The 26,147-nt window shown below is 43.5% G+C and carries 20 protein-coding genes and 1 pseudogene; 11 read left to right on the top strand and 10 right to left on the bottom strand.

Features of this window, described 5'->3' with window-relative positions; translation table 11 throughout:
- The first annotated feature begins 53 nt into the window (after positions 1 to 53).
- Genes QUB10_RS23210 through QUB10_RS23200 form a run of 3 tightly spaced genes read left to right on the top strand, consistent with a single transcriptional unit; the run spans position 54 to position 9,551 of the window.
- Entirely contained in the window at positions 54 to 4,733 is a 4,680-nt protein-coding gene (locus tag QUB10_RS23210; protein WP_333205623.1) for an O-linked N-acetylglucosamine transferase family protein, read from the top strand.
- Between the two features lie 42 nt (positions 4,734 to 4,775).
- Positions 4,776 to 6,371, top strand: coding sequence for a hypothetical protein (locus tag QUB10_RS23205; protein ID WP_333205622.1), 1,596 nt, complete (start codon positions 4,776 to 4,778; stop codon positions 6,369 to 6,371).
- 39 nt (positions 6,372 to 6,410) lie between these two features.
- On the top strand, positions 6,411 to 9,551 hold the full coding sequence (locus QUB10_RS23200) for a tetratricopeptide repeat protein (RefSeq protein WP_333205621.1): 3,141 nt from the start codon (positions 6,411 to 6,413) through the stop codon (positions 9,549 to 9,551).
- A gap of 4 nt (positions 9,552 to 9,555) precedes the next feature.
- On the opposite strand, the gene QUB10_RS23195 is transcribed toward QUB10_RS23200, so the two are convergent.
- The 5 genes from QUB10_RS23195 to QUB10_RS23175 all read right to left on the bottom strand — a co-directional run bounded on the left by QUB10_RS23195 (position 9,556) and on the right by QUB10_RS23175 (position 15,399).
- Positions 9,556 to 11,793 carry an O-linked N-acetylglucosamine transferase family protein gene (locus QUB10_RS23195; protein WP_333205620.1) on the bottom strand — a complete coding sequence of 746 codons (2,238 nt, stop codon included), beginning with the start codon at positions 11,791 to 11,793 and terminating at the stop codon, positions 9,556 to 9,558.
- 118 nt (positions 11,794 to 11,911) lie between these two features.
- Positions 11,912 to 12,433, bottom strand: a complete 522-nt coding sequence (locus QUB10_RS23190) for a type IV pilin-like G/H family protein (protein WP_333205619.1) — start codon at positions 12,431 to 12,433, stop codon at positions 11,912 to 11,914.
- 114 nt (positions 12,434 to 12,547) lie between these two features.
- Positions 12,548 to 13,867: a methyltransferase domain-containing protein gene (locus tag QUB10_RS23185; RefSeq protein ID WP_333205618.1), complete on the bottom strand. Its 1,320-nt coding sequence runs from the start codon at positions 13,865 to 13,867 to the stop codon at positions 12,548 to 12,550.
- Positions 13,868 to 13,973: 106 nt separating this feature from the next.
- Positions 13,974 to 14,558, bottom strand: a complete 585-nt coding sequence (locus tag QUB10_RS23180; RefSeq protein ID WP_333205617.1) for a Uma2 family endonuclease — start codon at positions 14,556 to 14,558, stop codon at positions 13,974 to 13,976.
- A 235-nt stretch (positions 14,559 to 14,793) separates the two neighbouring features.
- The gene (locus tag QUB10_RS23175) at positions 14,794 to 15,399 is read right to left on the bottom strand and encodes a Uma2 family endonuclease (protein ID WP_333205616.1); all 606 of its coding nucleotides are present in this window, start codon (positions 15,397 to 15,399) and stop codon (positions 14,794 to 14,796) included.
- A 187-nt stretch (positions 15,400 to 15,586) separates the two neighbouring features.
- Here QUB10_RS23175 and QUB10_RS23170 point away from each other — a divergent pair, with 187 nt between their 5' ends.
- Positions 15,587 to 15,796, top strand: coding sequence for a hypothetical protein (locus QUB10_RS23170; protein ID WP_333108208.1), 210 nt, complete (start codon positions 15,587 to 15,589; stop codon positions 15,794 to 15,796).
- A gap of 11 nt (positions 15,797 to 15,807) precedes the next feature.
- On the opposite strand, the gene QUB10_RS23165 is transcribed toward QUB10_RS23170, so the two are convergent.
- Positions 15,808 to 16,386 (bottom strand): Uma2 family endonuclease, encoded by a 579-nt coding sequence (locus QUB10_RS23165; protein ID WP_333205615.1) that lies wholly within the window; start codon positions 16,384 to 16,386, stop codon positions 15,808 to 15,810.
- A 144-nt stretch (positions 16,387 to 16,530) separates the two neighbouring features.
- Here QUB10_RS23165 and QUB10_RS23160 point away from each other — a divergent pair, with 144 nt between their 5' ends.
- From QUB10_RS23160 to QUB10_RS23150, 3 genes are all read left to right on the top strand, one after another.
- A complete protein-coding gene (locus tag QUB10_RS23160; RefSeq protein ID WP_332984302.1) occupies positions 16,531 to 16,719 on the top strand; it encodes a hypothetical protein in 189 nt (62 codons plus the stop codon).
- Between the two features lie 108 nt (positions 16,720 to 16,827).
- Positions 16,828 to 17,445 (top strand): Uma2 family endonuclease, encoded by a 618-nt coding sequence (locus QUB10_RS23155; RefSeq protein WP_333205614.1) that lies wholly within the window; start codon positions 16,828 to 16,830, stop codon positions 17,443 to 17,445.
- Between the two features lie 179 nt (positions 17,446 to 17,624).
- Entirely contained in the window at positions 17,625 to 18,797 is a 1,173-nt protein-coding gene (locus QUB10_RS23150) for an AI-2E family transporter (RefSeq protein WP_333205613.1), read from the top strand.
- A gap of 97 nt (positions 18,798 to 18,894) precedes the next feature.
- Here the strand turns inward: QUB10_RS23150 and QUB10_RS23145 are convergent, their stop codons facing one another.
- The gene (locus tag QUB10_RS23145; RefSeq protein WP_333205612.1) at positions 18,895 to 19,545 is read right to left on the bottom strand and encodes a Uma2 family endonuclease; all 651 of its coding nucleotides are present in this window, start codon (positions 19,543 to 19,545) and stop codon (positions 18,895 to 18,897) included.
- A 307-nt stretch (positions 19,546 to 19,852) separates the two neighbouring features.
- Between QUB10_RS23145 and QUB10_RS23140 the strand changes: the two genes are divergently transcribed.
- Positions 19,853 to 21,028: a homocysteine biosynthesis protein gene (locus QUB10_RS23140; RefSeq protein ID WP_333205611.1), complete on the top strand. Its 1,176-nt coding sequence runs from the start codon at positions 19,853 to 19,855 to the stop codon at positions 21,026 to 21,028.
- 85 nt (positions 21,029 to 21,113) lie between these two features.
- On the opposite strand, the gene QUB10_RS23135 is transcribed toward QUB10_RS23140, so the two are convergent.
- Positions 21,114 to 22,361 (bottom strand): hypothetical protein, encoded by a 1,248-nt coding sequence (locus QUB10_RS23135; protein WP_333205610.1) that lies wholly within the window; start codon positions 22,359 to 22,361, stop codon positions 21,114 to 21,116.
- A 581-nt stretch (positions 22,362 to 22,942) separates the two neighbouring features.
- On the opposite strand from QUB10_RS23135, the gene QUB10_RS23130 reads away from it, so the two are divergent.
- Positions 22,943 to 23,854, top strand: a complete 912-nt coding sequence (locus QUB10_RS23130) for a tetratricopeptide repeat protein (protein WP_333205609.1) — start codon at positions 22,943 to 22,945, stop codon at positions 23,852 to 23,854.
- A gap of 257 nt (positions 23,855 to 24,111) precedes the next feature.
- Positions 24,112 to 24,981: a Uma2 family endonuclease gene (locus QUB10_RS23125; RefSeq protein WP_333205608.1), complete on the top strand. Its 870-nt coding sequence runs from the start codon at positions 24,112 to 24,114 to the stop codon at positions 24,979 to 24,981.
- 37 nt (positions 24,982 to 25,018) lie between these two features.
- Here QUB10_RS23125 and QUB10_RS23120 read toward each other — a convergent pair whose 3' ends face one another.
- Entirely contained in the window at positions 25,019 to 25,300 is a 282-nt protein-coding gene (locus tag QUB10_RS23120) for a type II toxin-antitoxin system mRNA interferase toxin, RelE/StbE family (RefSeq protein ID WP_333205607.1), read from the bottom strand.
- Positions 25,300 to 25,524, bottom strand: a complete 225-nt coding sequence (locus tag QUB10_RS23115; protein WP_333205606.1) for a hypothetical protein — start codon at positions 25,522 to 25,524, stop codon at positions 25,300 to 25,302. The genes QUB10_RS23120 and QUB10_RS23115 overlap by 1 nt, the downstream gene beginning before the upstream one ends.
- A 442-nt stretch (positions 25,525 to 25,966) precedes the next feature.
- Here QUB10_RS23115 and QUB10_RS23110 point away from each other — a divergent pair.
- Positions 25,967 to 26,071 (top strand): annotated as a pseudogene (locus tag QUB10_RS23110) (Uma2 family endonuclease); the annotation flags it as partial.
- Positions 26,072 to 26,147: the final 76 nt, after the last annotated feature.

Genomic DNA, 26,147 nt, shown 5'->3' with positions numbered 1-26,147 from the left:
CTAATCTAAGGAAACGCTAATCCACCAAACAAGGTAAAGACAGGCTGTAAACAATGGAAAATAATATTTCAAACTCGGATATAAATCCCTACGCTATGTTCAAAAAAGTTACTGTTCAACCAGTCAGCTATACAGCCATTCAGTCTGCTGTTGAAGCCATTGAAGGTTTCATGGTTCCAGGGCAAGAAGAGTACCTTTTCAATAAAGTAAAGTCCCTCCCCAATGATGCTGTAATCGTTGAAATAGGATCGTACAAAGGACGTTCCACCGTTGCCATGTCCTATGCCTGCATAGGCACTAATCGAAAAATTTATTGCATAGATACATGGGACGGAAATGATACGGACTTTGCGGACAGAAACTTTTTTGATATATGGCAAGAAAATATAGAAAAAAATGGATTATCTCAATATGTAGTACCATTGCGGGGTTATTCGCATGAAATATTAAGCCAGTGGGAAGGATTAACAGGAGACAAAGCTATTGATTTTATTTTTATTGATGGTTCTCATCAATTTTTAGACGTTTTGAAAGACTATGATCAGTCACTCCCCCTTGTCAAAGATGGGGGATGGATAGCGTTTCACGACGTTGTACCTACTTGGCCTGGTTCGGAACGTGTATGGCACAATATTGCCAAACATCGCTTGCTCAATCATGAGTATTCGTCCACTCTCGCCTGCGGTCAAAAAATTTCTACTGCTTTCTCCCCTACTTCATCACCCGAATTACCGATTCACTTCTTTACTATTGTCCTTAATGGTGAACCATTCATCGAGTATCACATAGAAGTATTCAAACAACTCCCCTATAAATGGCATTGGCATATAGTCGAGGGTGTAGCGGACTTGAAGCATGATACAGCGTGGTCTTTGGGAAATGGCGGACGTATTACCGACGAAATCCACTCCCAGGGACGCAGCAATGACGGCACAGCAGAATACCTAGACGAACTGGCACAGTTATATCCAGAAAATGTCACTGTTTATCGTAAACCAGAGGGTATTTTCTGGGAAGGCAAACGTGAAATGGTTAATGCACCACTACCTAATATTCGCGAGGAGTGTTTGCTGTGGCAAGTGGATGTGGATGAATTGTGGACTGTTGAGCAATTGTGTACTGCCCGATATATGTTCATCAATAATCCTGAAAAAACCGCTGCTTTTTATTGGTGTTGGTATTTTGTCGGAGAGAATCTGGTTATTAGCACTCGCAATTGTTATGCTCAGAACCCAGCACAAGAATGGTTGCGAACTTGGAGGTTCAAGCCTGGTCACGTCTGGGTACGTCATGAACCCCCCATTTTAGCGGAACCTTTACCAGATGGTGAGTTGAGAAATGTGGCAGAGTTCAATGCTTTTCGACACGAAGAAACAGAAAACCTGGGATTAGTTTTCCAGCACTTTGCTTATGTGATACCAGAACAATTGAGATTTAAAGAACAATATTATGGCTATACCAATGCTCTCTCGCAATGGACAGCTTTGCAGCAGCAGACTAAATTTCCAGCTCTATTACGCCAGTATTTAGGCTGGGTGCAGGATGGAACAACCGTTGATACTGCCGAGTCCTGCGGTGTAGTCCCGATCGCCCAAAAAGAATCTAACGGCACCCGGTGGCGATTTGTAGAACCCGATGGATTACAAAGTAGAACTTTAACAACTCAAACACAATCTCCCAGGATTCTGATTGATGGCGTTTTTTTCCAACTTTACAGAACAGGAATAGCTCGTGTCTGGAACTCTTTGCTAGAAGAATGGTCAAAAAATTGTTTTTCTCAACATATTATCATTCTGGACAGGGCTGGAACCGCTCCCAAAATTGTGGGGATTCGATACCTTACTATCCCAGCTTATAACTACGGGACAGCCGACGCCGATCGCCAAATGCTACAGCAAGTCTGTGATGAAGAGGGCGCTGATTTATTTATATCCACCTACTATACGACTCCCCTATCAACCCCTTCCGTATTCATGGCTTATGACATGATACCAGAAGTTTTACAGGCTAATTTGAATGAGCCAATGTGGAGGGAAAAGCATCACGGTATCCGCCATGCCTCCGCCTATATTGCCATCTCGGAAAACACTGCCCAAGATTTAGTAAAAATTTTCCCTAATATAGCTTTAGGATCAGTAAGTGTAGCTCACTGTGGAGTCAAAAGCTCTTTTTCGCCAGCTAGTAAAGAAGAGATTAGTAATTTTAAAAATAAGTATGGCATTTCAAAACCATACTTCATTTCAGTCGGGGGTGGTTCGGACTATAAAAATACTGAATTGTTTTTTCAAGCCTTTGCTCAACTTAGCAGTAAGCAAGGATTTGAGGTTATTTGTACAGGAAGTAGTGTTTTATTAGAATTAGAGTTTAGAGCTTACACGGCCGGGACGGTAGTTCATAAGCTAAACCTTAATGATGAAGAACTTAGAGTGGCTTATTCTGGTGCTATGGCACTGGTTTATCCCTCACAGTATGAAGGGTTTGGATTACCAGTGCTGGAGGCGATGGCTTGCGGTTGCCCAGTCATTACCTGTCCTAATGCTTCTATCCCCGAAGTGGCTGGAGAAGCAGCTTTATATGTAAATGATAAGGATGTTGAAGGATTTGCCCAGACACTTTGCGAGGTACAAAAACCCAAGGTTCGGAACTCATTGATTAGGGGGGGGTTAGAACAAGCTAAAAAGTTTTCTTGGTCAAAGATGGCTAAAATAGTTTCTTCGGTTTTAATGAAGATAGCAATTTCCCTAAAAGATGAAAAGGGGAATAAGTCTGAAGGAGATAACCGGCAAGAATCTATCAAAAAGCTATTGGTGGCAATGCGAGACCAGCCTGCTTATCAGTTATCTTTGCCATCAAGTCTCTCCCAAATCCCTGAGCCATTCCTTAATGAATACATCAGCTTACTATTTAAAAACCCCCCTTTATTTCAGGAGGTTGGGGAAGTAGAGAAATACTACCAACATATACAGCAATGGGTAGATGAGCTACATACCAACATCTTTGCTCAACTTGATGTTGAAGTGTGGCGAGAGGTGGCTATAGCTTTCACCTATTCGGCGAACTTGGTCCTTTACTTTACAAAAGCAAACTTGAAGGAGATATATGTAAAGCGAGCAACAATTATAGAACAGACTTTAAGAAGTAAAGGGCATCAGCTCGATTATAGTTTCCCTGAAAAGCTGCAAGACACAAGTAAGATCAGGTTAGGAATTCTGGCTACTAATTTTAACCCCCAAGCAGAAATATTTGCTACATTACCAGTCTACAAATCCTTGAATAGGGATTTGTTTGAAATTATTATCTATTTTGTCAATGCTACGGGTCATCGGTTTGAACGCTATTGTCTAGGTTGTGCTGATACTGCGGTTCGACTTCCGCAAGATTTGGAGAGCCAAGTACAAACTATCCGTGACGGCGATCTAGATATTCTTTTTATTGCTACTAATGTAACAGCACAAACTAATCGAATTGCTGAGCTAGCTGTTCATAGGCTGGCACGAGTGCAAGTAGTTGGCATGAATTCCCCTGTCAGCACAGGGATGCGTCATGTAGATTACTACATTTCTAGTAAACTGACTGAAGCTGGAAGTAACCCTCAGCAGCATTACAGTGAAACCCTAGTTACTTTAGATGTTCCTGCTCAATGTTTTGACTTTGCGACTGAAGAACAGCTCTTAACAACTATAAATGTCAATAGAGAAATCTTAAATATTCCTCAGAGTGCTGTTATCTATATTTCAGGCGCTAATTTTTATAAAATTATCCCAGAAGTTGAAGAGACTTGGGCTAAAATACTAGCTAGCGTACCCAATTCTGTGCTGGTACTATATCCTTTTAATCCCAACTGGGCTCCTATCTATCCAGTAACAGCTTTTGAGCAACGTATATTGGCTACACTGGCAAGGCACGGTGTAGGGAAAGATAGGTTAATCCTTCTTGACGCAGTGCCTAACCGGGCTGATGTAAAGGAACGCTTAAAAGTTGCAGATATATATTTAGATTCGTATCCTTATGCCGGAATGACATCGCTAATCGATCCACTAGAGGTTGGTTTGCCGACAGTGGTGATGTCAGGACATTATGCGCGTTCTAATATGGGAGCATCATTGCTGCGAGAACTGGAAATGTTTGATTTAATAGTGGATAGCGAAGAAGCTTATGTCAAGTTGGCAGTTGCTCTAGGAACTAATCCAGAATTGCGGTTCCAGAAAAGTAACCTGCTCAACCAAAAAATGCAGAATACCCCTAGATTTCTGGATAGCCGTTCTTACTCTGCCAGGATAGGGTTAGTGTTTCAAGAGATTTTTGCAAAATATCAGGGAAATATTCTTAAAGAAAACTTAAGGTTGAGCGCGCTCAACCTGATTATTTTCCCTGATTGGGGTCAGCCTGAAGAATTACTCTTACAAGAATTAGTAAGTGTCATTAGAGCGATCGCCACTCACCCAGACAAAAGTAAGATGACTTTACTGGTAGACAGTAGCAATGTTTCTGATGATGATGCCAATCTTATTTTGTCGAGCGTTGCCATGAACCTTTTAATGGAAGAAGATTTAGATGTTTCCGATGGACCAGAAATTTCACTGGTTGGACCGTTGAGCAAAATTCAATGGCAAGCTTTGATGTCCCACCTTCAGGGGAAAATCGTATTGAAGCAAGAGAATACAGAGGTGAGTAGACCGACAGGGTTGGAAAAAATTCCCTCCTATCTATTAGAAAGTTTTACTAATATGTAGTCTTAAGCCAAAGGTTTAGTTAGTAAAAATTGCATACCTACTATGAACACTGATATGTTAAAAGCCCAACCCTCTCTCACACCCATTTTAGATAAACCCATATTTTTCTATTGCTGTGAAGGCGTATATTCACCTGTCAGTATATGTCTAGCGGAAGGCTTTAAAGAGCTGGGGATACCATTTTATTCAAACATCAATCATTGGAAGATTGACCCCGATACAGAAGAATATTTATTTTGTTATGACCCAACTGTGACTCATCACGATTGCTCAATAGTAATTTTGGACTTCCGATGGATGATCAACGTGAAATCTTTTCCTGACAATCTATTTCACTCAGAGCAGAAATACATTACTGTCTTGCTAGATGACATGGATGGCTTTACCCTCTGGAATCCACATTTAGAAAATTTCGCTTTCAGATTTAGAACTCACTGCAACAGCAAATCTATATATCCTTCAAACTGTTTAACGTGGGTTTTTGGACTTTCTAACCGCATCCTTAGAGAGACTCTAAAAAATGATAAAGTTGAGAACAGGAAAAGACGTTTAATTGTTAACTTTCGCAACGATCATCGGCAATTGAAATACAACAAATCTCTCCTGAAAATTCGCGAGGGTTATTTATGGATTGACAGTGGAGTCATGACAGTAGATAATCCTCTAAGGCAGATTGCTGGCGAACAATTTTTGCCGTTGATTCAACATATTTTGCCGCCGGATAATACCACTGAGGATTTTGATAAGTCTCCTTCAGACAGTTACCATTACTTACAGTGGAAGCAAACAGGTCAACGCCACTATCCAAGCTACTACAACCATTTGAAGGAATCTACGGCTTGTGCGTGCTTTGGGGGTGCTGTTACCTCTAACCATCTTACAGGAGAACCAATCGTAGAATGGTGGGACAGTTGGCGGTTTTGGGAGTCATTGGCGGCTGGGTGTGTAACGTTCCACGTAGATTTCGATAAGTATGGAGTTCAATTGCCAGTAATGCCTGAAAACTGGCGACACTATATAGGAATCGATCTAGACAATATGCAAGATACTGTCGATCGCATTGCTGATGACCCAGGAATTTTAGAGAAAATCTCTGGGGAAGGCCGCCAGTGGGCAATTGAAAATTACGCTCCCCTTCCTACAGCTTTGCGCTTTCTCGAAATGCTCGGTTGTTACACTCCCCAACTGGAGAAATGCCAGGAAAAGGAAGGCGAGTCAGAAGCCTTGTCGCTCTCGATCAAATTGAGAGAGATTAACCTAATTATTTTCCCCGATTGGTTGCACTCCGAAGAGTCTCTTTGTGTAGAATTGGAACGAGTAATGAGGGCGCTCACCACTCACCCATGCAAAGTTAACATAACTCTCGTCGTACACTACAGTAACGTTTCTGATGAAGATGCCAACCTTGCTTTATCTAGTGTTGCCATGAACCTTTTAATGGAAGAAGATTTAGATGTTTCCGAGGGGCCAGAAATTTCACTGGTTGGACAGTTGAGCGAAATTGAGTGGCAAGCTTTGATGTCGCGCCTTCAGGGGAGAATCATGTTAGAGCATGAGGATACAGAGGCGATCGCATTCTTAGAAGCAGGTAACCTCTCCTCGTATACGATAGATAATGTGAGAAGCATGAAGTATTGAATTGTTGAATCAAGAAGTTCCTGTTGAAAGGTTGAAAATATGGATTATCAAAGATTTTTCGAGCAACTCCCTAGCTTATATGAAAACTGGGAACAAGGTTTAGCATTTCCAAAATCGGCTGACCGTTTTCATAAAATTTTGGACCAAGTTACAGGTATGACAACGGCAAACGTTATGCAATTGCTCAATTTTGCTGTGGAATGCCTGGAGCCAAATGAAGTTTATTGCGAAGTTGGCTGCTTCCAAGGAGCAAGTTTAATTGCTGCACTTCTGGAACACCCAGAACAGATGGCATATGCAGTGGATAACTTCTCTGAATTTGATACTTTTGGAGATAGCCTTGAGAAATTGACCGAAAATTTATCAACCTTCAATTTATCAGAGCAAGTCTTTTTCTGTAATCAAGAATTTGAAGAATTTTTTGGTGAACTCAAAGAAATTGACTCCGAAGAAAAAATTGGTGTATATTTCTATGATGCCGCTCATGACTATAGATCGTCTTTAATGGGATTGCTACTGGTAAAACCTTTCTTGGCGGAGCAAGCACTAATTGTTGTAAGTAATAGTAACTGGGGAGCAGTTGAGCAAGCAAATTGGGATTTTATATCTACTAATTCGTCGCCTTGTCATTTATTGCTAGATATGACAACCAATAAAGACCTTTGTAAGTTGTGGAATGGTTTGCAGATATTTGTTGTTGGGAATGATGGGGCTGTAGCTCCTAAGTATGATTGGGAAAGTTTACAGGTGAGACGCCACCAATCTGTTATTAAATCCATTTACGATATTAACAACGAAGAGCGACAAAAAAATATAAATACTCTACATAATGAAGCAGTAGAGTTGCACTGTTCGGGTACAATAATACCAGATAAAAATAGTAAAGCAGAAAAACAAAAAGATGAAATTATTTATTTAGACTTATTAAATCAAAGTCTTAGCCAAGCCGAAAAGAAATATCAAGAAGTTTTGCGATGGGATGCAAACAATGCAGATGCTTGGCTCCATTTAGGTACTCTTTATTATATGAAAGAGCAATATCAAGATGCGCTCTTATTCATGTTAAAGTCTATAGAGATAGATCCGTTAAAAGCTATCAGGCATTACAATTTGGGGGTGGTATTAGAAAACATTGGCGATAGCTCCCAAGCTATTCGAGCTTATCAAGAGACTATAAAACTCGATCCCCAATATATTCAAGCTTATAATAATTTAGGCAATATATTTTTGGAACTTGGTGACGTTCAACAAGCAGAATCCGTGTATCAGCAGGTAATATTGACTAACCCAAATCATTTTGGTGGCTACCTGAATTTGGGTAACATTCTGATGTCAAGACAGCAAATTGATGAAGCGATTGCAGCGTATGAAACAGCCCTCAATCTTAAACCTCGTGACCCAGATATTCTCCATAATCTGGGAATAGCATTTGAAGCTAAAAATGACAAAGCTCAAGCTTATTCCTACTTTGGTTATACTTTTTACCGCCAGGGTAAATATGAAGAAGCAATTAGTCAGTTTCAAAAGTCTCTAGAGATTCAAGCTGGAGATGTACATTTTTATCTATCCTTGGCTGACTGTTACAAGTCTCTCAATCAATATGAAGAAGCTATAAAAGTTTACCAAAAGAGTGTTAGTCAATATCCAGGCGATCCCAATACTTACTTTAACTGGATCTCAACATTGCAAGAAGCTGGACAAACTCAGGAAGCCATTTCCCTTGCCAGCGAAGCTTCAAAAAGATTTCCCGAACACTTGTTTTTGAAACGTGAAGAGCAACTCATTCTGCCAATTATATACGATCGCCAAGAAGAAATTCACTTTTACCGACAACGCTTTACTCAAGGACTAGAAGATTTAATTAATCAAACTTCTCTCGACACTCTTGAAGCTAGAAAAAATGCTCTTATAGGTATTAGTAAACGTCCCAACTTTTACTTGCAATATCAAGGGAAAAATGACTTAGATTTACTCAAACAGTATGGACAGCTTGTTCACCGAATTATGGCTGTTAACTATCCGGATTGGGTAGTGCCTAAACCAATGCCCAACCTCAACCCAAATAGAAAAATTCGGGTTGGCTATGTTTCTGATTGTATGCGAGCCCACACTGTTGGAAAACTTTCCCTTGGCTGGCTGCGTAATTGCAATCGTCAGCAGTTTGAAGTTTATTGCTATTACATTAATGGCAAAATAGATAAATTTACTCAAAAATTCAAACTATACAGTGATGTTTTTCACCAAATTCCTGGTCATCTAGAAACTATCTCCGAACAAATTATTGCTGATGAATTGCACATTTTGATTTTCATAGACATTGGTATGCACCCTACAATAACGCAATTAGCTGGTCTGCGACTAGCACCAATTCAGTGTACAAGTTGGCTGCATCCTATTACTACAGGTCTTCCAACAATAGATTACTTCTTATCTAGCGAGCTAATGGAACCAGCTCGTGCTGAAGAACATTACTCAGAGAAATTGATTAACTTGCCTAAAATTGGTGTATCTTATGCCAAACCTACTCTCCCCGAACTGACAAAAACTCGTGCTGACTTTCACTTGCTAGATGAGGCAATAGTGTATTTATCTTGTCAATCTCTGTATAAATATCTGCCACAATACGACTATATTTTTGCTGAAATTGCTCTACAGGTTCCCCATGCTCAGTTTGCATTTTTAGGTCATGAAAGTACCCACATTACTGATAAATTTCGGGAACGTCTGCAACAGACTTTTGCTAACTACAATTTGAACAGCGAGAACTATTGTATAATTTTACCGCGTCAAGATATACTGAGTTATTGGCAGCTTAACTTAGTTTCTGACATTTTTTTAGATACATTAAGCTGGTCTGGAGGAAATACAACTTTAGAGGCAATCGCCTGTCACTTACCTATCGTCACTTGTCCTGGTGAGTTTATGCGCGGACGCCACTCTTACGGAATTCTCAAAATGCTAGGGGTAACAGAAACTATTGCGAACACCGAAGCTGAATATATAGAAATTGCCGTGAAACTAGGGCTTGAACCTAACTGGAGAAATAGTATAGTTCAACAAATGATACATCGCCATCCCTATCTCTATGATGATAAAGCTTGTGTAGAAGAACTAGAAAAATTTTACCAGCGCGCTGTGAGTGAATATCAATTCAGCAACGAGGAAATAAACAATAGTTAATTATTTAATGATTACTCTCAAGATACTTCTGCCACATTTCCTCGTAAGCTTTCTCCATCTCTCTTGTAAACCGCTTGCCATTCCACAGGGGTGCTGTTTGTCGCGACTGTCTCAGTTTCCAGGAAATTTGTTGTCGTAAAGCAGCATCTTTACCCAAGCGAATTCCCCACTCTACATATTCATCATCAGTCCAAGCAATTCCCTCGGTCACACCTGCATTCATCATCATCGTGTAACTGTTGCGACTAGAAAACTGCTGTCCTACACGGGTTACTATAGGAACACCCATCCACAGTGTTTCCATTGTTGTTGTAGCTCCGTTATAAGGGTAAGTATCCAAAACTACATCAGCAATACCCAGGTTAGCTCGGTGTTCTGCTTCTGAAGCAACCAGTGATAAAAACCGCAGGCGATCGGCATCTACACCCTCTGAGGTCGCAGTTTCGATAAAAAATTTTTGCAGTGCTTCTTGATCTGTCAAGCCTTTAACTATAAAGTAGCTATTCGGTATGGCTTTAATAATTTGCATTTGCAGTCGTACTGTATCAGGATTGTACTTATATCCTCTCTGGGCCGTAAGATATATAACAGAATCGGTAGGGATATCTAAATGCTCGCGACGCAGGGTTGGCACACCTACCTCAAAACCATCCACAGCTATGTAAGTTTGAGGCAAACGCCAGATTTTTTCTGTGTAGTATTCCTGAGCAGATTCAGGTAAAACATAAGGATCAGCAATAAAGTAATCAACTGCTGGTATTCCCGAAGCATCCCAACCCAGCCAAGTCACTTGAATAGGTGCCGATTTCATTGCCATTATTTCGCAAGTATTGTTCAGAGTTAGGCTATCGAGATCTATTAAAATATCAATTTCATCTGCGTAAATCTGCTCAGCCGTTCCTCCGCTATCTAGTCCTAATTTATAAGCTTTATCAACTTGACTAATATACCATTCTTGCAAGGGGTCGCGGGTGTATTCTGAACCCAGTAAATAAAGATTAATTTCAAAGCGATCGCGGTCATAGTATTGAAATAACCATTTGGCTAGTGAACCGACAGAATGATTGCGAAGGCAATAGGAAAGATAGCCTATCTTTAAACGCCTAGTAGGAGACTCATGTTTGAGGGCAGATTTTGGTCGCTGTCGAAATCGCCCCACTTGCTCCTTAGCATAATTTTCTACATTTAACTGACAAATCTGACCAATTTGAGCACGAATTTTGCTATTCTCTAGAGGATCGTCCTGAAAATATGGGAAGAAAAAGCCAGCACTCAACAAACGAATTGTCGCAGTTGAATCCAGATATTGTGGCTGCTCTTCTATCAAAGATGATAGCAGAGATTTATGCCTTTCAATAATTGAACAAAAATTCTGCCAATAGCCACCAGCGCTCATAAAACCGCGCATTATTAAATGATTGGCATAAACTTTATCGGCTAAATTGGTCATCATAGAATAGCACAATTTAGCCGTTTCTATTCCCTTATCATACTCATAAATATCTTGATAAAGACTAGATAAAGTCCGCAGTAACTCAGTATGATTGGGAACCAAACGCAAGCCTAATTCAGTGAAACGTGTTCCCAGAGTAAATCGCTTTGCAGAGTAGGAAATTTTATAAACAAACTCTATCAAATAATCTATAAAATGTAGAGGGTCTTGGACATAGGGCAGACAAGATGCTGTGAAATCCAAAGATGACGGGTGGAAAGGAGCCTCTTCTAAAATAATTTTCCATACTTGCATCAACAGCTCACAATCTACTGAGAGCGCGGATTCTGACTCGAGCAGGTCAATCACGCCTAAATCGCTCAGTTCATCTCCTGTATATGTCTTCAACAGATTGGAGATTCCTATCAAATGCAACAAGTTGTTAATATTGGTAGGATTAATTTCGCGTATGTGCTGCCGGATTACCAAAGCCAGCCTATAATCTGCCACTTGCAGCCGTTGTCGCTCAGCTTCAGTTTCCAGAACCTCAATCAGTTCCTCTGTCCACTCCTCAATTTCTTCAGGTTCCCCCTCAGCTATTGCTAACAGCCAAGTTGTCTGGGCCTGCTCCTCTTGTCCATTCAATAGTAATATTAATCCTAAGTGCCAGTAGTAGGATTTAATATCTGGAGATGTATAAATAGCCTGTTCGTACAGATTCACTGCCGAAGCATAATTTCCACTTAGCAAATACTCATCAGCTTGATGTTGCCAATCAGGAGCAACAGCCGATAAATCTCGATCAACCATAGGGAAAACCTCTATAAGGTGTTATCTGTAAGACTTATATAATGCAAAGCGGACAGTACACAGGGCACTACCCGCTTTTTGATTATTCTCAACAACCAAGAAGTTGTGTGCCGAGGGATTACTTGGTAACTGCTGTCATACCACTGCCGCATTCAACAGTAGTTCCATTAGCAGTACCAGCAGTAGCCGAAACGCCAGCACTCGTACTCTCACAAAGAACGGACTGTGTACCTTTTGCATCTCCTGATGGTACTAATCCTACAGTTCCGGCATATGCTTTAAGAGCACCATCTTTTGTTGGATCTGCAGAAACATTAGCTCCAGTTGTGGTAATGAGACTCAGGGTGTAGGTATAGTTATTGGTTGAACTTTTCAGACCAATTCCTAACGAAGTCATTTGGTTGGTAAAAGCGTTAGTCTCTGCGTAGTAAGCTTGTTGAGCTTTGTTAATTGAACTAGCGTACTGCTTGCCTTCTGTCTGCTTGGCTTTGTTTGCTTGGCTGAGGAAGGATGGCAAAGCAATAGCCGAAAGAATACCGATAATGATAATAACAACCAGCAGTTCAATCAGGGTGAAACCTTGATCCTGTCTTCTTTTGTTGATGTGTTGCAGGAACTTGGCTTTAAATTCAGTCTTCATAAGTCTTTTCTCCGTGAGGGGTGGGATGCTTGATTTCTAACTCTTATATGTAACTTACCCAGTTATCCGCGCTTTAATATCACCCCCAACTATTTTTTTTTTCAACTTCTGGCTCTAAGGCTCCAAAAGCACATACAGAAAGACTTCCAGCATAATCAACAGTTCCTTGACTTCCTCAAAGGCAGTCTCATCACTAACACACTCTAGGTTAACACTGATCTGCGAGCCGATTTGGAGCCACTGTTCTACTAGGGACACCACAGACTGCGGCCCATGCCAAAGAGGTAGCAAACAAGCCGCCATTTTACTCTCGATCGCCACCGGCGCTAGGGTTGGCACAATAATATAACGGCTAATCTCAAACGGCGTCTGGCTGTCAATGCAATTACTCAAGTCTTCCCTAATCTGGGAAGTCCTCAGTTGAGGGTGCAGGTGTACCCGTGCTTCCCGCCATTGAGCCTGGGTCCATTCCGCAACGGGCACAAAAGCCTGAGTTCGATCGGGATTGCCGCACCAGAAATCAAATAAACGGTGCACGGGATGTAACAAGTCAAATAAATGCAGTCGCTCTTCCAAAGAAGTTTCTGGGAGACTCATCGCCAAAAACGGAGGCAAATCATCTGGATCTTTGAACAAATCCATCAACTCCCACCGACGCCAAGCCACCATACTGATAAACTCTAAATCAGCACCTCTCAACATTGCAAACACTTCAGGAATGGTACAACCTTTATCACCCACGAATAAATAGTTAACCATAATCCATCCCTCATCCTTCACGCGATCAGAGTTCCAGGTAAATGCCTTAAGCGCTACTCCATCTTGTAATGCTTCCATTGTTTCCCGGACTATTTCCACCTCCAATTCTCCGGGACATCCATTCATTAATCCCATTGTTTTGAAAGCAGCTTGAGCGCGAAATACTCCGGCTCTACTATGTAAACTATGAAGGTTTGTGCGGATGATGCCATCTGTCGCCAGAACAGATTTCATCGCTTGCAATCCCGCAACAGGGTCGGGCAAGATATACAGAACTTCGTCAGCATTGATATAGTCAAACTGTAACCCTAAACTTGGTAATTGTTCTATCTTCAAAGCATAAAACTCTGCATTAGCAACCCCATGATACTGTAAACGTTGCTCAGCTAGTTTCACCGATTGTTCTGATAAATCGATGCCTACTATTTTCGCTCCTGGATTGGCTAGAGCTAAAACCAAGGATTTATAACCGGTGCCGCATCCCGCATCTAGGATAACTTTACCTTCTGTATTAATAACTATTCTATTTCTTAAGTAATAAGCAGTTACAAGATTATGAAGGTAGAGCAATTCACTCTGGTCTTTTGGAGATTCTTCCAGCGGGATTCTGGGATAAGGAGTATTGTTAAATTGCTGGCGAATATTTTCTATTAACTCTAAATTTTGGTGATCCATTTTCAATTACACTCAACGCTGGCCAATTACCTTAGTATCTCAGAAAATAGCCGATCGCCCGCCCCGCCGCAACACATACTTGCCATAATAGTCTGAAACCCCCGCCCTAACCAGAAATTCCCCTCCTAAACTCCCTCATCGCTTCCACACTCGAAGCCATCAGCAAGCAGCGACACAGCAAGTTAATATCTAGATCTGGCAAAACCACACTTGAATAAATTTTTTCATAACCCTCAGAACCCAAGCGATACATAGCCAATACACCATCCTCCCAAAACCAGACTTCAGCAACTCCCAATACTCGATAGCGCTGCAATTTTTTGACATTACCGCTAGTGAAGATAACTTCGATACATAAATCTGGGGGAGAATTTGGGGTTATGCGTCGGCCAATAAAGTAAGATTCATCAGCTTGTGCAGACACTACCCCTTCCTTTTCTTGGGTAAAACTTCCCGTAGGTGAAAACTCAATTTCATTTTCGGCGCAGTAGATAGACAGCAGCGTACAAATTGTCCGACTAAAAAATTCGTGTTCTGGGGAAACTGCCAATATTTCTACCTCTCCTTTGTAATAAAACAACCTCGTCCCTGGGGAGTCAGAAAACCCCTGTTCAATTAGCTTGAACTGTTCCCAGCTAATCCCGGACTGAATGAACCGTTGGTCTACTGGCTGTAAGAGTGTCTGTGTCATCATGCGAACCTCAATCAAGTTCTGGGTTTCAAACAACATTCATAAAGCATTAAATACTGTTAACGTTATTTCTGTGATAAGTTTAGATTGCCTTTTTTGCCCAAGGTGCGATCGCTCGATAAGCTGTTCTGCATTTAAATTATTATATTTCAAAAAACAATCCAACTCTTGTTGGGTGGCTTTGAGCAACGCCCGAATATACAATTTAAGTTCGCGGCGACAGCTTACCAGACTTTCAAGTCGGCATAATGTCGTCTAGTCTCAGTTGTAAATTGGGAAACAGGTGAGAAGAAATAGTATCTCCCAAGCGATATTGTTGCTGCTGGTATGCACCATTAACTAACTGGCAGACTGTAAAAGTCGGTTGCTTTGGGTTGCCGATAAATTGCCAACCACCTAAGCCCCGAAAGTCCACAATCCAATATTCTGGGATATTCAAGAAAGCGTATTCTTCCACTTTTCTGGCATAATCATCTTGCCAATTAGTGCTGACCACTTCAGCCACAAGCTTCATTGTACTACCGTTACAAATAACTGGTTCTTTTTGCCAAAGGGGTTCTTGACCGAGTTCTGATTTATCTAAAACAACTACGTCAGGACGCAGCGCTGTAGCTTCAGCATAGAGTGGTTTGATTAGACAATTTTTAGGCACCAACCAGTTGAAGTTATCCCGAAAGATTTCGACATAAATTTTACCCGCAATACTCCCGGCAACAGCTTCGTGAGGGCCAGTAGGTTCCATGTCTCTGAGTTCTCCGTCAATTAGTTCATAGCGTGTATTATCCCCATATTGGGCGATAAACTCCTCAAAGCTAAGTAATTTGGCTGTGGTGTAGGTCATAGATCGTGTTTTAACGGGATGTAATTTAATTGTAAGTTTAGTTAAAATCGGCGCCCTGGCAAAAAAACAAAGGTTTGGTACTTTGCTCTCAATCGGGCCCCTCTCCTAATCTTCTATTACTTCCGGGCTTAGCACAAACTTGCGATAATAATCTCAATGCCTAATTATACAACCCACTACCAGCTCCATGAACACCAACATCAGCCCCATCCTCAAAGTATTCACCCTTTCCGCCGCCCTTTCCCTGGCGATCAAATATGCAGGGCCTAGCTTATCCATACCCTCTACCGACCTCAACGCCCTAATCGCCGTCTTTACCCCCAGTATCATCCTAGCTGCTATCCTCGGCTGGCGATCGCGCCAACCTACTCAAATTAAGTTAAGCATAAAAAAATAGGTGCGATCGCCCTAACCAGAAATTCCCCTCCTAAACTCCCTCATCGCTTCCACACTCGAAGCCATCAGCAAGCAGCGACACAGTAAGTTAATATCTAAATCTGGCAAAACCACACTTGAATAAATTTTTTCATAACCCTCAGAACCCAAGCGATACATAGCCAATACACCATCCTCCCAGAACCAGACTTCAGAAACTCCCAATACTCGATAGCGCTGCAATTTTTTGACAGTACCGCTAGTGAATATAACCTCTACAGATAAATCGGGAGGAGTTCCAGTTGACCTACCAATAAGATATGATTCGTCAGGTTGTGCTGAAGCTTCGCCTTCTGTTTCTAGAGTAAGGCTTCCTGTAGGTTTAAATTCAATATCTTTGATGTCAAAGTAGAGAGCCAAAAGAATAGTGAGGGTGCGACTTATCGCTTCGTGGTCTTCGGAAACTGCCAAGATTTCTACCTCTCCTTTGTAATAAAACAACCTGATGCCAGGGGAGTCAGAAAACCCCTGTTCAATTAGCTTGAACTGTTGCCAGCTAATCCCGGAATGAATGAACCGTTGGTCTAGTGGCTGTAAAAGTGTCTGTGTCATCATGCGAACCTCAATCAAGTTCTGGGTTTAAAACAACATTCATCGCCTCTTTCCTGTTAAAAACTCTAAGGCGCGATCGCAGCCGCAACACAATACTTGCGATAATAATCTCAATGCCTAATTATACAACCCACTACCAGCTCCATGAACACCAACATCAGCCCCATCCTCAAAGTATTCACCCTTTCCGCCGCCCTTTCCCTGGCCATCAAATATGCAGGGCCTAGCTTATCCATACCCTCTACGGATCTCAACGCCCTAATCGCCGTCTTTACCCCCAGTATCATCCTAGCTGCTATCCTCGGCTGGCGATCGCGCCAACAGCAGCAGTAGAAACGCAATCCAAAAGTGCGATCGATCTACACTAGGTATAAAGACTATGTTTTTGCCAAAATCTTAATTCCCCGTACAGCTATCGCAACCAAAGTTGAGGCACTCACCATGATTCAAATCATACCTGAATTAGTAACATTCGATGAATTCATTGACTGGTATCCTGAAAATTCAGAACACCGCTACGAACTACACAATGGAGAAATTGTTGAGAGGCCAAAAGCAACCGGTAAACATTCTAAAGTGGCCGGTTTTACCGCACTGAAAGTCGGAATAGAGATTGAGCGTCTCAATTTGCCCTACTTCATCCCCAAAGAATGCGTCATCAAACCCATGCGCGAGGAATCTGGATATGAACCAGATATTATTGTACTTAACGAACAAACTATTGGAAACGAGCCTCGGTGGGAAAAATCATCAATTATCACAATGGGTTCATCAGTCCCCCTAATCGTCGAGGTAACTAGCACTAATTGGGGTGATGATTATGCCCTAAAGCTTGAGGCTTATGAGTCAATGGGTATTCAAGAATATTGGATTATAGACTATCTAGGATTGGGCGGCAGACGGTTTATTGGCAACCCCAAACAACCCACTTTTTCGGTTTACCAACTAATTGACGGGGAATACCAAGTCAAACTGTTCAGAGGCGGCGAGGGTATTGAGTCCCCAACTTTCCCAGAATTGAAGCTGACAGCGCAGCAGGTGTTCGCAAAAGGGAATTGAGGAGGCTGCTTATGCTAATGTCCGAGTAGGGGTATCTGATTAAAGATGCGATCGCCCGCATCTAAGGTATCTTATAGAGATGCGATTTATCGCTTCCGGGCTGCAGAGCAATTACCAAGCTGCAATTCCCAATACCCTATTCCTCAATCTAAAATCTAAAATCTAAAATCTAAAATCTAATGAAGCTAGGACAGTGGATGGGCTTATTAGCCCTCATCGCATCTTGTTACATCCTGTGGCAAATCAGGCAGGCCCTACTGCTGCTGTTTGCCGCCGTCGTCTTAGCCACAGCCTTAAACAGACTAGCACGCTACTTGCAAAAATTCGGACTCAAAAGATCGATCGCCGTACTCTTATCAGTTAGTTTCCTAGTCCTCATCTTTGTAGGATTATTCCTAATCATTGTACCACCATTTGCCCAACAGTTTCAACAACTTACCCAAAGAGCCCCTCAAGGAATAGCAAAATTAAATGAGTGGATCGATCAGATTGAATCTCGCTTTTCTGGACAAATGGGTCAGCGACTGCCGAATCTTGATATTAACGATATTATCCAACAACTGCAACCTCTATTCAATCAACTCGTCGGCGGTGCAGGAGCCTTTGTAGGTAACACATTAGGTGTTATTCTCAGCTTTTTGCTAGTCATAGTTTTGACATTGATGACATTAGCAGAACCTCTCTCTTACCGCAAAGCATTTATCCAACTTTTCCCCTCTTTTTATCGACGGCGAATCGAGGGGATATTAGATGAATGCGAAATAGCCCTCGGTCGATGGGTAATCGGTGCTTTAATTAGCATGAGCGTCATCACTTTCCTGAGTTTAATTGGTTTGTCAGTATTGCAAGTTCCCCTAGCTCTAGCCCACGGTGTTTTAGCTGGTTTGCTGAACTTAATACCCAATATCGGACCAGGTTTGAGCGTCATTCCCCCAGTGACGATCGCACTTTTAGACTCTCCCTTAAAAGCCGGTTTTGTACTCATCCTCTACTTTCTAATTCAACAATTTGAAAGCAACCTCCTCACCCCTTACGTTATGGCGCAGCAAGTATCGCTACTGCCGGCTGTTACCTTAATAGCTCAAGTATTCTTCGCCACCTTCTTTGGATTTTTAGGCTTACTTCTAGCCCTCCCCCTCACCGTTGTCGCTCAAGTTTGGATTAGGGAAGCCCTAATTAAAGATATTCTAAACCAGTGGACTGCCAGCCCTAAAACCTTAGCAGCAATCGATTCTGCTATTCATGAAGAATATGAATCTATAGAAGTCGCCGAAAGCCGATCCGAAAAGTTGCCAGAAAACAAGCCCGACATCCCAGATCATGTAGAAAAGGACGCTCCTGAAAATCAATAGTTAAGGTTTGTAACGACTTCAGTTCTTATTCATTCCCAGTTATAGGACAGAAGTATTCACTACAAACTTAGGAAATTTGTGGTACGATCACCCTCAACTAACTATCTTCAAGCCTCGCATTTTCTACCGTATCTCTGCCGGCGCTAAAAATCTGTTGAACAGTCAAATTTAAATGCCCAAATGTGGGTGACACAACCCGCTCGTTCCCTCTAAACTGACAGACTTGATACTCACCGTCAACCAAATGGTGAACAGAAAAAGTAGGTTGTTTCGGATTGCCAATATAGCGTCGCCCGCCAAGTCCCAAATAGTCCGCAATCCAGTATTCAGAAATGCCCAAAGCTTCGTAGTCAACCAATTTGTAGCCGTAATCATCCCGCCAATTGGTACTGACAACTTCGACAATTAGCCGGACTGAACTCCCCATTGTAATGATAGATTCCTTTTTCCATCTCGGTTCGCTGTCCGCCCCCTGCCTGTCCAAAACGATCGCATCCGGTTCGTAACCAGATAGCTCATTATCAGCTTTGACAACGCATTCTTTGGGAACGAAGTAGGGCAACCCTAGCCTCTCGATTTCAATCCCTAGCTTCAGGCAGAGGAAGCCGGCTACTTCTGAATGTTCTCCGGTTGCTTTAGGCATCTCAACAATAGCTCCATTGTGCAGTTCGTAACGGTTTACCGAATTTTCAGGATACCACTCAATAAATTTATCGAAGGTGACTGGTTTTAATATCGCTTGAGTCATGGCGATCGCCCTTTATTTGATTTATGATATTGTTATTGTATCCGTTATAATTTACATCTTGCATCATTATCAAGAACAGGCAAGATGCCTGTTCCACGAAGAGTGAATTTTCTTGTGAAACAGGCATCTTGCCTGTTCATAAAAGGCTTATTGAGAATGGTGCAAAATCTCAGTTATAATATATTGCTTTTATCTCAAACAACCAGCTCGATCGACATTCCATCAATCCAAAATCAATCCCAAATCAAAATCACTCCAAAATCAATCAATTCAAAATCTAAAATCCAAAATCTAAAATCTAAAATATATGAGATCGATCGACGAAATCAACGATAAAATCAGCCAGGGCAAAGCCACAGTCTGGACAATCGAAGAACTCAAAACAAGAGTTCAAGAAACCAGCATTACCCAAGCAGCCAAAGAAGTCGATGTGATTACCACCGGCACCTTCGAGCCGATGGAATCCTCCGGTGCAATCATCAACCTCGGCCATACCGACCCGCCGATAAAAATCCGCCAGTGCTGGCTAGACGGCGTTTTAGCCTACTCCGGCTTCGGGGCAGTAGACCTGTACCTGGGAGCCACCCAAGTCGCCGAAGACGGCGAAGAATCCCGCGAACGGGGCGGCGGACACGTCATCGAAGACTTAATAGCCGGCAAACCCGTGCAGTTGCGAGCCTTGGGACAAGTAACAGACTGCTACCCCCGCGCCTCATTTGAAACCACGATTACCCGCGATACAATCAACCAGTTTTATTTATTCAATCCCCGCAACGCATATCAAAACTTTATTGTTGGAGTCAATGGAGGCGATCGCCCGCTGTTCACCTACCTCGGCCCCCTGCAACCAAACCTCGGCAACGCCGTCTACTCGAGCCTTGGAGCCATGTCTCCCCTGCTAAACGACCCCGACCTCCAAATCATTGGCATCGGCACCCGCATCTTCCTAGGAGGCGCTCAGGGCTACATCACCTGGGAAGGAACCCAGCACTTCCCGCTGCAAAAACGCCAGCCCAACCGCACCCCCATCGGCCCAGCCGCCACCCTCGCACTCATCGGCGACGCCAAACAGATGAACTCCAAATGGGTGCGCGGCTGCTACTTCAAAAACTACGGCCCATCCCTGATGCTGGGAGTCGGCATCCCCTTTCCCGTCTTAAACGAAACAGTCGTCGCCCACTGTGCAGTATCCGACAAAAAAATAGTAGCGCCGGTGGTAGATTTCTCTATCCCCCGGCGCGTTCGTCCCACATTCGGTTTAGTCAGCTATGCTCAATTAAAGACTGGCCGCATTCTCATCGAGGGCAAACCTGTGCGGGCCGCCCCCCTTGCGAGTATGTTTCTCTCCCGGCAAGTAGCATTGGAATTGAAGCAGCAAATTGAAGCGGGTCAATTTACCCTCACGGCCCCAGTTGCTCCCCTACCCACCGACAGAGTATTTCTCCCCCAAGATTTGTGGGGCGCCCAAGTGAGGCTCGAATAAAGGATTTTAGATTGGCGATTTAGCGGTTGTAAATTAGTGTTGGACACACTAATCTAAAATCTAAAATCTAAAATCTAAAATTGGTTCATTCCTCGATCGGCTTAGGCTTCTTAACCGGCTTAGGAAGAGGTTCCTTCGGGACAGGCGGTGGTGCTGCGGCTGCGGACTTGATGGTAGGACGCCCTACAGGAGCACCGTCACCCTTCGGCTTAGGAGTAAACGGACGCTTCCCTCCTCCTTTGAAGCCACCGGGCGGCTTGCTGCCAGGGGGGAATTTCCGCTTTTTAATCGGCAGAGCACCAATATTATTAGCCTGCTCAATCATCAGACTGTCAGCTTTCAATTTGACGTGGAAATCCCAAAAAAACCCGATCGCCTTTGTAGCTAAATCTCCCTTGAGTTTCAACTTAAAAAACTTCATCTTGTCGTCATTCTTGCGGGGAGCTTGCTTGATTTTGACGATGACATACTTTTCTTGGTCTTGGGATTGATAAATCACCTCACCTCTAATCGAAAAATAGCCATCTTCAACATCAGGTTCCGAGGGAGGCAAAGATGCGGTCGATGCTTCGCCGCTAGCCTCAATCTCCGCTGCTTCATGATTTTCCTCATCAGAGGACGGTTCGGGAGATTTCTTGAGCGTTTCCGGCTCCCAAACCCCCATAATCTGGGCGTGCAAGTTGCCGTCTTCTTGCCTGGTGCGGGGATAGACCACCCACAGGTGTTCTTGTTCCAGCTCCAGGTGATTTTTGACTAAACTCATGACTCTACCCAGCAAAACTGCGTCGATGGCAGTTCCGTCGGCAGCTATCAGCATACCCCGGGTGAATTGCTCTTCTGATGGCGTGTAGCGGCCCCGCACCAAACCAACAGCTCGGTACTGTCTGGGTTCGCTGGGGGGGGGAATGGGATGTTGGCGCATGACGGATGGTATGTCCTCAGCGGCCTGACTTTCGTTAGCGGCAGGCTCGGGGTTTGCCGGCGGTGCGACTGCTAGGGCTGGAGTATCGCTGACAGGTGTCGAAGACGCTGCCGGCGCCGGGGGTGCAGGAGCATTGCTGGGCTGGTCTTGTGGCTTTGTTTTGTCCTTGTCGGGGGCAGAACTGTAGCGTGGTCGTTGCAGCCTATCCTTGGACGCTGGGGCGTCTGTTGGTGTTGCCGGTTGATTTTGGTCAACAGGCGCAGCCAACGCCGAAGGCACCGAACTTTCGTCTGGTGTCTCAGGAATAGAATCTGTATCTTTAGGCGGATTGACGGCCAGTTCGCTGGGCTGAGCCTTGCGATTTGAAGTAGATTTGGACGATTTGGAAGACCGGTTGGGAGAGGGGTTCATAAAAACTCCTTGCAGCGGAGACACATCCCTTAAGGGAAATTAGGAATAAACTGAAGAAACTGCTTTAAAAACTACTAGCACCTGACAGGCGGGCTTGCGCCCGGAGGTCTGGTTGTGACCCGTCAACGCCAACTTTCAACGCTACGAGTGCCGATCGGTTCGCTGGCTGCTAAAATCCTTGCGAGCAAGGACTTTGGGAGTTGCTGATCGATCGATGCTGCGATCGCGCTGAGCTGGAGTTGCTGGCTAATAGCATTTAGGATATTCAGCTTGCCTATTTTACTTAATCCAATTACCTAACGGGCTGATCCGCCATATTTTTGGTAATTTTTAGCTTGACCAGACTAAATTGGACAGACACCGCAGTCCTTGGGACCGCGGGTCCCAGTGTCCAAAATTGTTTAGCTAGCATGGAGTTGTGGGTCTGTTACCATATTAGCTGCAAGTAAAAGGCTGCTTTGTCCGTTGGGACTTTGAAGTTAAAAACTTTTATGGTTGCACCGATCGAGCTAAATGGCAGATGCCCCCGGCAATGCCTGAATTCTTAGAAAATAGTAGATTTAAGCTGGGATAGTTGAATTATGGAAAAAGCAAACAAGCGTCGTGGGTTGATTACTGTGGTGGTGGTGCTGTCGCTCATCGCTTTTTTGGGATTTTCCCTTGTGCCAATTTTGGACAGTATTCTCAAGGCCAGCCAAGCGCAAAGTCAGTCAACTCCAACGCCTACTCAGACGGCGCAGTCTGGGGAGAAGCAATCAGAGTTGCTGCAAGCTCAGGCTAGGGGATACGAATTGGTTTTGCAGCGGGAACCTGACAACGTAACGGCTTTGCGGGGATTGTTGCAGGTGCGACTGGAGTTGATCGGACAAGGAGTGGGCGACATTAAGGATGCGATCGCTCCTTTGGAAAAGTTGGCTTCGCTGAATCCAGAGACTACTGAATACGGGATTTTGCTGGCTCAGGCTAAGGAACGCACGGGCGATCGCGAAGGGGCTGCTCAGGCTTACAGGTCAATTTTAGCGTCTAAGCCAGGGGAAATTAAGGCTTTGCAGGGGTTGGTGAATTTGCTGCTGGTGCAGCAGCGGCCCGAAGCTGCGATCGGACTGCTGCAAGATACGCTCAAGGCAGCTCCGGCTGCAAATCTGGCGAAACCGGAAAGTGTGGATGTAACTTCAGTGCAGTTGATTTTGGGACAGGTTTATGCTGTGCAGAAGCGCTACGAGGAGGCGATCGCGATTTACGACGAATCTGCTAAGGCTAATCCGAAAGATTTTCGCCCGACTTTAGGAAAGGCGATCGTGCTGAAGGAACAGGGCAAAACAGATGAGGCAAAAACGCTGTTCGATCGAGCTACTGAGTTAGCTCCTCCTAACTATAAAGACCAAATTAATCAGTTAGCTAGTGGCACTCCTTCGCCGAATCCTGCGGCTGCTTCTCCTAGTCCAGAACCGGCTGCTTCTCCTAGTCCTGAAGGTGCGCTACCGAAACCTTAAGGAAAGTTTTAAGTAAAAGAGTTTTGACTTGTCAGTGAAAAAGTATTAAGTTAAAAACTTAATACTTTAAACTCAAAACTACTCGCTTTATTCCTAATTACGCAGGACTTACGAAAAGAAATCCGGTTTCTAAGATAAATCTTGGTTGAACGACGACAGATACAGGTCGAAACCGGGTTTCTAAGCCCTCGGGCCCAGCGTCCTGTTACCGATTACCAATTACTAATTACCAATTAGGTAAGACCTCGGAGGGAATTATGACCCAAAGCGTTGACCGCGTTGTTCTACCTCCTGCTTTTCCAGACCACACTCAATTACCAGAGTCAGACGGTACTTTTGTGAAAAATTTTCAGGAGCATCCGCAGAGTTTAATTTTAACTGATTCGATCGGGCAAATTTTGCAGGAGCGGCATCCTGACGGACAATATGCGATCGGTCAAGACTGCGGCATTTACTGGCGAGAAACCGAGCCGGCAGAAAAAGGTGCAGAAGCTCCTGATTGGTTTTATGTTCCCAATGTACCTCCTAATTTAGACGGTCAAATTCGGCGTTCCTACGTGCTGTGGCGGGAACACATAGCACCATTAATTGCTTTGGAATTTGCCAGCGGGAACGGGGATGAAGAGCGCGATCTTACTCCTTTATCTCGCACCGATGAAGGGGTAGTCACTAAACCTGGAAAGTTTTGGGTTTACGAGCGGGTGATGCGAATTCCCTATTACGGCATCTACCAAGTTAATAATGGCAGATTAGAAGTTTATCGGTTGATTGACGGGTATTATCAACTGTTAGAACTAAATCAGCGCGGTCATTTTCCAATTGCACCTTTAGGCGTAGAATTGGGACTTTGGCAAGGCAGTTATCAAAATCAAACCATGCTTTGGTTGCGCTGGTGGGACGAGGAAGGTAATTTGCTGTTGATTGGCGATGAAAGGGCCCAATTGGAGAGATTGCGAGGGGAACAACAGCGGGAAAGGGCCGAGAGTGCAGAACAGGCACGACAAGCTGAATTTCAGGCAAGAAGGGATGCAATTCCCCGGTTGTTGGGAATGGGTTTGAGTGCCGAACAAGTGGCGGAGGCGTTAAGTTTATCCGTCGAAGAAGTGACGGAGAATGCTGGAGAGTGAGATAGTGAGAGAGAATTGCGGAAAAGGGCGATCGATCTTAATAGACTTCATCATGAGAACCCATTTTGAGCAATAAAATAGCTTCCTCCTCATCTTCTAGATTGGTCACAAACTCAAATAAAATCCGATAATCATAATCTATTGAACACGACCAGATACCCGATAAATCTCCTGTCAGTTTGTGAGTTCGCAAGCTGGGGTTAAAGCAGTCTTCAGACAAAAGTTCAAGCGTAGCTTCAATTAAAAGGCGAAGCTGAGGATTTTTACGAACTAACTTTTTGAAAGTACGAATAGATTTGGGAGTCCAACCAATTTTCATCAATCATCCAACTCCGCCATAAAATCGGCTACCGACCCAAATTTAACATTGCCCTCAGCATACTCTTGACGAACTTCTGCCACTTCCTTGAGTAATTCATTTCGTCGCTGTTGTCGCAGACGATTCTGAAGAATATCTAGAAGCAGGGCTTGATCTTCTAATGATAAAACTTCTACAGCTTCAAGAGCTTGCTGAAATTGAGATGTCTGTGTTGTTTTAGTCATATATTATATTTAACTGTATGATACCCGATAAAAGCAGTATAACACTGCCAAGTTTGCAGTCATCTCCCAGAGTAGAATAAACAGCAAACTCAGTAGATTGTGTTTACTCTTCTGACCACCAGATAGGTTGTCCATCGTGTTGATAAGAATAATCGAATGGCGGCGGATATCCGTCCCAAGGAGGTGCTTTTGCTTACCTCTGGTATTGGTTGCAATTTTTATTTCTGATAGTCCTGGACGCATGGGGCCCAGAAACCGGGTTTTTTTACAAAAAGACGCGTTGCAGCCCGCACCCAAGGTAAAAAACCCGGTTTCTTTTGTCCGAGTGCGTCCAGGACTGTTTGAAAAACGTTCGGCTTTGACAGCTAGCAAAATATGGTTGAGCATATCTCTGCTTGGCGAACCTGTAGTTGTCAATTAGTAAGGTGCGAACTGCCCAATAAGGGATGCTATTCCCCGATTGTTGGGAATGGGTTTGAGTGTCGAACAAGTGGCGGAGGCGTTAAGTTTATCTGTGGAGGAAGTTACCCAGAATTATCACGGCTGAGGATCGCGAATTAAATAACTTACAATTTTAATTGTTATTGTGGGATGGGCGTCCCGCCCGTCCTTTTTGGACGGGC

Origin of the sequence: Microcoleus sp. B5-D4 (assembly GCF_036705145.1) — a bacterium.
Lineage (GTDB): Bacteria > Cyanobacteriota > Cyanobacteriia > Cyanobacteriales > Microcoleaceae > Microcoleus.
Note: the sequence above shows the minus strand (reverse complement) of the source record. Positions and strands in the feature narration are given on the sequence as shown.